This is a genomic window from Streptomyces sp., assembly GCF_031178505.1.
Classification (GTDB): domain Bacteria; phylum Actinomycetota; class Actinomycetes; order Streptomycetales; family Streptomycetaceae; genus Streptomyces; species Streptomyces gulbargensis.
The window spans coordinates 1-7040 of record NZ_JAPSIW010000347.1 but is presented as its reverse complement, the minus strand read 5'-3'; the positions used below and the strand labels follow the sequence as shown (position 1 = coordinate 7040).

Below are 7040 nucleotides of genomic sequence, written 5' to 3'. Positions count from 1 at the left end.
GACCCGCCGGAGGTGCTGGTCTGCGGGACGGCGCTCGGCTGGTACGGGGACACCGGCAGCCGGGCGGTGGACGAGAGCGCCCCGGCGGGCAGCGGCTTCCTGCCCTCGGTGTGCGTGGAGTGGGAGGCCGCGGCGGCCCCCGCCGAGGAGGCCGGCATCCGCGTCGCGTACGCCCGTACCGGACTGGTGGTGGCGCGCGAGGGCGGGGCGTGGGGGCGGCTGTTCCCGGTCTTCCGCGCCGGTCTCGGCGGTCGGATGGGCGACGGGCGGCAGTACTGGTCCTTCATCTCCCTGCACGACGAGGTGGCCGCCCTGCGCCACCTCGTCGACACCCCGTCCCTGTCGGGCCCGGTGAACCTCACCGCCCCCGACCCGGTCACCAACCGCGAGGTGACGGCGGCGATGAGCCGCGTCCTGAAGCGGCCCGCCCTCCTCACCGTTCCGGCCCCGGCGCTGAAGCTGGTCCTCGGCGACTTCGCGGGGGACGTGCTGGGCAGTCAGCGGGTGCTGCCCGGGCGCCTGGTGGAGTCCGGCTTCGCCTTCGCCTTCCCGTCGATCGACGACGCGATCCGGGCAGCCGCGCGCTGATCCGGCGGCCCGCGGCGGGAGCCCGCCCCGGCGCCGCCCGGCCCGTGCTCCCCCGGCGCGCGCCGTGTGCTCCCCCGTGCACCGCGCACCCCGGCACGCGCGGGCGCCGGCCGTGGGAGCGCTGCCTAGGCTCGATGCCCACCGCCCGGCGTCCACCGCTCGAAACGACGGCGAACGCGGGCATTCCGCAGGCCCGTTGAGGGCATAAGGCCTCCCACCGGTGGCCGCGACCTGGGGAGGGGCACGTGCTCAGTACCGCGAACAGCGCACAGCGGGGGGACGTCGTGGAGGAGGTCGACGTCGTCGTCGTGGGGGCCGGGATCGCCGGTCTCGCGGCGGCCCGCCGGCTGACCGGCGCCGGGCTCACCGTCGCCGTCCTGGAGGCGGAGCCGAGGGCCGGCGGACGGCTGGCCACCGACACGGTCGACGGCTTCCGGCTCGACCGGGTGGGTTCGCCGCTCACCCTCTCGCCGGGACAGCTGCGCGCCACACCCGCCCTGGACGGCCTCCCGCTGCGGTCCTTCGCACCCGGGGTGCTCGTCCACAGCGACGGGCGGTACGGGCGGTGGGGCGCCCCCCATCCGCGCCGGAGCGGCGGGCACCGGAGCGTGGGGGGAGCGTTCAGCGTGGCGCGCGCCCTCGCGAGCGCTCCGCGAAATCCGGCCGTCTCGCTCGACCAGGCGCGGCTCGGCGCCTCCCTGGTCCGGCTCGCCACCACCCCGTCGCCCCGGCTGCTGGCCCGGCCCGAGCGGACCGCGCGGGAGGCGCTGAACGCGCGGCTGCCCGCCCGGACCGTGCAGGGCGTGCTGCGGCCCCTGCTCGCCGCGCTCCTCTCCGACCCGGACCTCGGCATGTCGAGCCGGCAGGCGGACCTGGCCCTGCGGGCCTTCGCCCGGGGACGGCTCGCGGTGCCGGAGGGCGGGTCGGCCGCGCTGCCGGAGCGGCTCGTGGACGCGCTGCCGCCCGGCACGGTCCGAACCGGCGTCCGCGTCACGGACGTGTCCGTCTCCCGGGTCGCCACGGCGGAGCACGGGGTCTTCGGCTGCCGCTCGGTGCTGCTGGCGACCGGGGCGCGGACGGCGGCGGAGCTGCTGCCGGGGCTGCGGGTGCCGGATTTCCACGCGGTCACGGTCCTGCACCACACGGCGCCCGCGGCGCCCACCGAGGACCCGACGCTGCTCCTGGAGTCCGACCCGGGCGGACCGGTGGCCCACACCGTGGTGATGAGCGCGGTCGACCCGAGCCGCGCGCCCGCGGGCCGGCCGCTGATCACCTCGACGGTGCTCGGTACGCCGCCGGACGACGCGGAGCGCCGGGTGCGCAAGCACCTGGCGACGCTGTACGGCACGTCCACGGACGAGTGGGAGCTGCTGGCCCTGCACCACACCCCCGACGCGGCCCCGGCGATGCGCCCGCCGCACGACGTGCGCCGCTCGGTCCGGCTGCTCGCGGGGCTGTACGTGTGCGGTGACCACCGGGCCACCGCGACCCCGCAGGGCACGCTCGCCTCGGCCCACCGGGCGGCCGACGCCCTCCTGTCGGACCTGGGTGTCCGCCTCCCGGACGGGGCCCGGGTGGCGGAGGAGGCGGCCTGACCGGGCGGCCCGGCCCGGGACGAGGTCAGAGGAGCGCGGAGACGCGGTCCCGGTAGGTGCGGACGGGAGCGGCGTCGCGGTACGGCTCCAGGCGGCGCTCGAAGTCCCTGACGTACTCCAGGGCCCGGGCGGAGCGCATCTCCGAGGCCTGCTGGGCCGCCTCGGCGCCCAGCGCGCAGGCCTGCTCCAGCTCGCCGAGGGCGAGCCGGGCGGTGGCGAGCACGACCCGGCAGAAGAGACGGCTGCGGGCGAAGCCGGGCGCGCGCAGCTGGAGGGCGCGCTCGGCGTGCTGGGCGGCAGGCCGGTACTGCTGGAGGTCGCGGTGGCAGTGGCCGAGCTCGTCGGCGAGCTGCGCCTCGTCGAAGGTGCGGGCCCAGTAGGGCACCTCGTCGCCGGGCCGGGCGCCGTCGAGCGCGCGCTCGGCGCGCACCAGGGAGGCGCTGCACGCCCGTGCCTCGCCGAGGACGGCGTGGCCGCGGGCCTCGACGGCGTGGAGCATCGCCTGGACGACGGGCGGCGCGGCGGGGCCGACGCCCTGCTGGGCGACCCGGGCGAGCTGCACGGCCTCCCGCCCGTGGCCGAGGTAGACGGCCTGGCAGCTCATGGTGAGGAGCACGTACGAGCCGTAGGCCCGGTCCCCCGCGGCCTGGGCGAGCCGCAGGGCCTGGACGAAGTACCGCTGGGCGAGGCCGTGCGCGGCGATGTCGTACGAGGTCCAGCCGGCGAGCCGGGTGAGGTCGGCGGCGGCGGCGAAGAGGCGGCGCCCGGTGGCCTCCCCGTAGGTGCCGCGGAGCATCGGCTCGGCCTCGTGCTCCAGGTAGCGGACGAGGGCCTGGCGGGCGTGGCCGCCGCCGTAGGCGTGATCGAGGGTGCGGAAGAGTTCGCCGACGGAGCGGAGCGCGGCGATGTCGCCGCTGGAGACCCGCTGGCCGGGCCCCCGGTCGGTGCCGCGCTGGCGCGGGACGGTGAAGCGGCCCTGGGGCGGGACCCTCGGGTCCTGCGCGGCCGTCCCCCCGAGCGGGGGGCCGTGCGGCGGCTCGCCCCGGGCGACCCGCTCGTCGGAGCGGCCGATGAGCCAGTCCCGGCTGGGCACGACCAGACCCGCCGGGGTGAAGGCGATCTTGCGCAGCTCGGCGTGGCTGCCGGAGTCCTTGCGCCAGAGGCCGCTGACGATGTCGACGGCCTCCTCGGGGGTGGCGGCGAACTCCAGGCCCGCGTAGACCGGCGCGCAGGCGTCCAGGCCGAGGTCCTGGGCGGAGAGGCGGCGGCCGAGGCGGCGGGTGAAGACCTCGGCGATGAGAGCGGGAGTGGTGCCGCGCGGCTGCTGGCCGCGCAGCCAGCGGGTCACGGAGGTCTTGTCGTACCGCAGGTCGAGGCCGTGCTCGAGACCGAGCTGGTCGACGCGTCGGGCGAGGCCGGCATGGGAGAACCCTGCTTCGGCGATGAGCGCGGCGAGCCGGCGGTTCGGGATGCGCTGCGGTGGTCGTTCCGTCATCGGCTGTGCGGTCTCCTGCCTTCCGGGCCCACGTGGCAGCCCGTTCGGACCCTCAAGGAACGGCGTGAATGTAGCGGTCCGCACGGCCCGTACCGCCAGCTTCGCCCCACATTCATCCGATCGTGTGAGGATTGGCAGGCGCTGCTGACGTGCCTCCCCGCCGAGGCCCCCGTCCACCTGCCGGAGGGGCTTCCGTGGCTCCGCCGTACAGTGGCATGGGCGCGTACAACGCAGGGTGCCGGGCCGGCTCCCACCCCGGGACGATCCCCGGAACCCGGCTCGCGGCACCCAGGAGGAGGCATGGCCGTGAGTGAGCTGCGATTCGTCCGCCTGGGGTTCGGCGCGGACGCCGTCGACTACCAGGTGGCCTGGGACAAGCAGCGCGAGGTGCACTCCGCACGGTTCGCCGACGAGATCCCCGACACCTGTCTGCTCCTGGAGCACCCGCCGGTCTACACGGCCGGCCGGCGCACCCTGGACAGCGAGCGCCCGCTCGACGGGACGCCGGTGGTCGACGTGGACCGCGGCGGCAAGATCACCTGGCACGGACCCGGCCAGCTGGTCGGCTACCCGATCATGAAGCTGCCCCGCCCGGTCGACGTGGTCGCGCACGTGCGCCGGCTGGAGGAGGCGCTCATCCGCACCGCCGCCGACTTCGGCCTGGAGACCACCCGGGTCGAGGGCCGCAGCGGTGTGTGGGTGCTGGGCGACCCGGTCGAGCAGCGCCCCCGGATCGGCGGCCTGTCGCTGGACTTCGACCCCCGCCTCCAGGACGAGGAGTTCGACCCGCGCCTGAACGGGCCCGAGTACGCGCCCTCCAACGCCGGCCAGCGCCGCGAGGACCGCAAGCTCGCGGCGATCGGCATCCGGGTCGCCAAGGGCGTCACCATGCACGGCTTCTCGCTCAACGTGAACCCGGACAACGCCTGGTTCGACCGGATCATCCCGTGCGGCATCCGCGACGCGGGCGTGACCTCCTTCGCCAACGAGCTGGGCCGCGACGTCACGGTCGGGGAGGTCCTCCCGGTCGTGGAGCGGCACCTGCGGGACGTGCTGGAGAACGCGGAACTCAAGCCGCGCGAGATCGAGACCGCCTCCGCCTGACGGAGCGCGGGCGGTGGGCGCCGGACGGCGCCCACCGCCCCGGGGACGGGGCACCGACACACCACCGGCGCCTCAGGAATGCAGGGCCTTGGCCATGGGTTGGCCACAGGTGAGGCATGAGAAGCAACGGGCGTACCCTGGTGTGCGCCGAAGAATCGAAGCTACAGGAGCCGATGTGTCCGCAGTCGCACCCGACGGACGCAAGATGCTGCGCCTGGAGGTCCGGAACGCCCAGACCCCCATCGAGCGCAAGCCCGAGTGGATCAAGACCCGGGCGAAGATGGGGCCCGAGTACACGAAGATGCAGGGACTCGTGAAGAGCGAGGGCCTGCACACGGTCTGCCAGGAGGCGGGCTGTCCCAACATCTTCGAGTGCTGGGAGGACCGCGAGGCGACCTTCCTCATCGGCGGTGACCAGTGCACCCGGCGCTGCGACTTCTGCCAGATCGACACCGGCAAGCCGCAGGCCCTCGACCGTGACGAGCCGCGCCGCGTGGGCGAGTCCGTCGTCACGATGGACCTGAACTACGCCACGATCACCGGCGTCGCCCGCGACGACCTGGAGGACGGCGGCGCCTGGCTGTACGCCGAGACCGTGCGCCAGATCCACCAGCAGACCGCCGGCCGCGCCGACGGCCGTACCAAGGTCGAGCTGCTCGCCCCCGACTTCAACGCGGTGCCGGAGCTGCTGGAGGAGGTCTTCGCCTCCCGCCCCGAGGTCTTCGCGCACAACGTCGAGACCGTGCCGCGGATCTTCAAGCGGATCCGCCCGGGCTTCCGCTACGAGCGCTCGCTCGACGTCATCACCAAGGCCCGTGACTACGGTCTGGTCACGAAGTCGAACCTGATCCTCGGCATGGGCGAGACCCGCGAGGAGATCAGCGAGGCGCTCCAGCAGCTGCACGACGCGGGCTGCGAGCTCATCACCATCACGCAGTACCTGCGCCCCTCGGTCCGGCACCACCCCGTGGAGCGCTGGGTCAAGCCGCAGGAGTTCGTGGAGCTGAAGGAGGAGGCCGACGAGATCGGCTTCTCCGGTGTCATGTCGGGCCCGCTGGTCCGCTCCTCCTACCGCGCGGGCCGCCTCTACCAGCAGGCGATCGAGAAGCGCGGCACGGCGGTCGACGCCTCGCAGGCGGTCTGACGCCGTCCGGTCCCCCTCGCCGGGGCCGGGCCCGTACGGCCCTCCGGGGCGGCGCGCGGCCCCGCCCCGGGACGTGCTCCCGCTTGAGGCGCGCTTGAGCGCCGTACGAGGCCGGCCCGGTGACCGTGTGAGTCGCCGCACACGTCCCGACCGGCCGCTCAGGGCCGGTTCCGCGCGGCCCGCACGCCCTCCGCAGCTCAGCGGGGCGTGCGGGCCGCGCGGCCGTTGCGGGGGTTGGGCCGCATGGCCGCATCGGCGTTTCATCAGTGTTTGACCGCCCGGCCACGCCCTGGTAACACCAGTGAGTGAGCCTGGTTTCACGCACCGCCACCACCGCTCCTACCCCCCTTCTCGTCTCTCACCCCTATCGAGGGAGGACCCCGAGATGCCGGCCGCACCGACGCATCTTCGCGTCACCGCGATCCCGTCCGTCACCGACGCCCTGAAGGCCGTGGAGTCCCTTCTCCTCGGCGCGGGCCAGCGCACCGCCCGGCGCAACGCCTGGACCTCCGTCCTGGAGGACCGCCGGCGCGCCAAGGACCGCGTGGAGGCCCAGCACGTGCTGGAGGCCGTGTCGGGCCGGACGTCCCGGGCCACGTAAACTTCAGGACATGGCGAGGAAGGCAAACACGGGCGGCGCTGACGCCGCGAACCCCGGGCGACTGAAGCAGATCGCCCTCACGTACCAGATGACCCGGAAGGCCGACCCGAAGGTCGGACTCGTCGTCGCGGGCGTGGGCATCGTCGTTCTCGGTGTCCTCCTCGGTATCGGCTTCCTGATCGGACACCCGGTATACCTGGGCATCCTGGGCTTCGTCCTGGCGCTCCTGGCGATGGCCATCGTCTTCGGGCGGCGCGCGGAGAGCGCCGCCTTCGGGCAGATGGAGGGCCAGCCGGGCGCGGCGGCGGCGGTACTGCAGAACGTCGGACGGGGCTGGACCACCACCCCGGCCGTCGCGATGAACCGCAGCCAGGACGTGGTGCACAGGGCGGTGGGCCGCGCGGGCATCGTGCTCGTCGCCGAGGGCAACCCGAACCGGGTCAAGAGCCTGCTGGCGGCCGAGAAGAAGAAGATGAACCGCATCGTGGTGGACGTGCCGGTGCACGACATCAT

Annotated in this window: 7 protein-coding genes; 6 read left to right on the top strand and 1 reads right to left on the bottom strand. The window is 74.7% G+C overall.

What is annotated here, in order from left to right:
• On the top strand, positions 1-588 hold a 588-nt coding region (locus RIF68_RS21455), incomplete at its 5' end, for a TIGR01777 family oxidoreductase (RefSeq protein WP_309052912.1).
• Positions 589-833: 245 nt separating this feature from the next.
• The gene (locus RIF68_RS21450; RefSeq protein WP_309052911.1) at positions 834-2183 is read left to right on the top strand and encodes an NAD(P)/FAD-dependent oxidoreductase; all 1350 of its coding nucleotides are present in this window, start codon (positions 834-836) and stop codon (positions 2181-2183) included.
• Positions 2184-2208: 25 nt separating this feature from the next.
• On the opposite strand, the gene RIF68_RS21445 is transcribed toward RIF68_RS21450, so the two are convergent.
• A complete protein-coding gene (locus RIF68_RS21445) occupies positions 2209-3678 on the bottom strand; it encodes a regulator (protein WP_309052910.1) in 1470 nt (489 codons plus the stop codon).
• Between the two features lie 306 nt (positions 3679-3984).
• Between RIF68_RS21445 and lipB the strand changes: the two genes are divergently transcribed.
• From lipB to RIF68_RS21425, 4 genes are all read left to right on the top strand, one after another.
• The gene (gene lipB / locus RIF68_RS21440) at positions 3985-4782 is read left to right on the top strand and encodes a lipoyl(octanoyl) transferase LipB (protein WP_309052909.1); all 798 of its coding nucleotides are present in this window, start codon (positions 3985-3987) and stop codon (positions 4780-4782) included.
• A gap of 175 nt (positions 4783-4957) precedes the next feature.
• Positions 4958-5926 carry a lipoyl synthase gene (gene lipA / locus RIF68_RS21435; protein ID WP_309052908.1) on the top strand — a complete coding sequence of 323 codons (969 nt, stop codon included), beginning with the start codon at positions 4958-4960 and terminating at the stop codon, positions 5924-5926.
• 385 nt (positions 5927-6311) lie between these two features.
• Positions 6312-6527, top strand: coding sequence for a hypothetical protein (locus RIF68_RS21430; RefSeq protein WP_309052907.1), 216 nt, complete (start codon positions 6312-6314; stop codon positions 6525-6527).
• A gap of 10 nt (positions 6528-6537) precedes the next feature.
• A partial coding sequence (locus RIF68_RS21425) for a DUF4191 domain-containing protein (protein WP_309052906.1) occupies positions 6538-7040 on the top strand: 503 nt, incomplete at its 3' end.

Excerpts from the sequence above, each read along its gene's own strand:
- RIF68_RS21430 (WP_309052907.1), top strand. The coding sequence starts at position 6,312 with ATGCCGGCCGCACCGACGCATCTTCGCGTCACCGCGATCCCGTCCGTC.
- RIF68_RS21445 (WP_309052910.1), bottom strand. The coding sequence starts at position 3,678 with ATGACGGAACGACCACCGCAGCGCATCCCGAACCGCCGGCTCGCCGCG.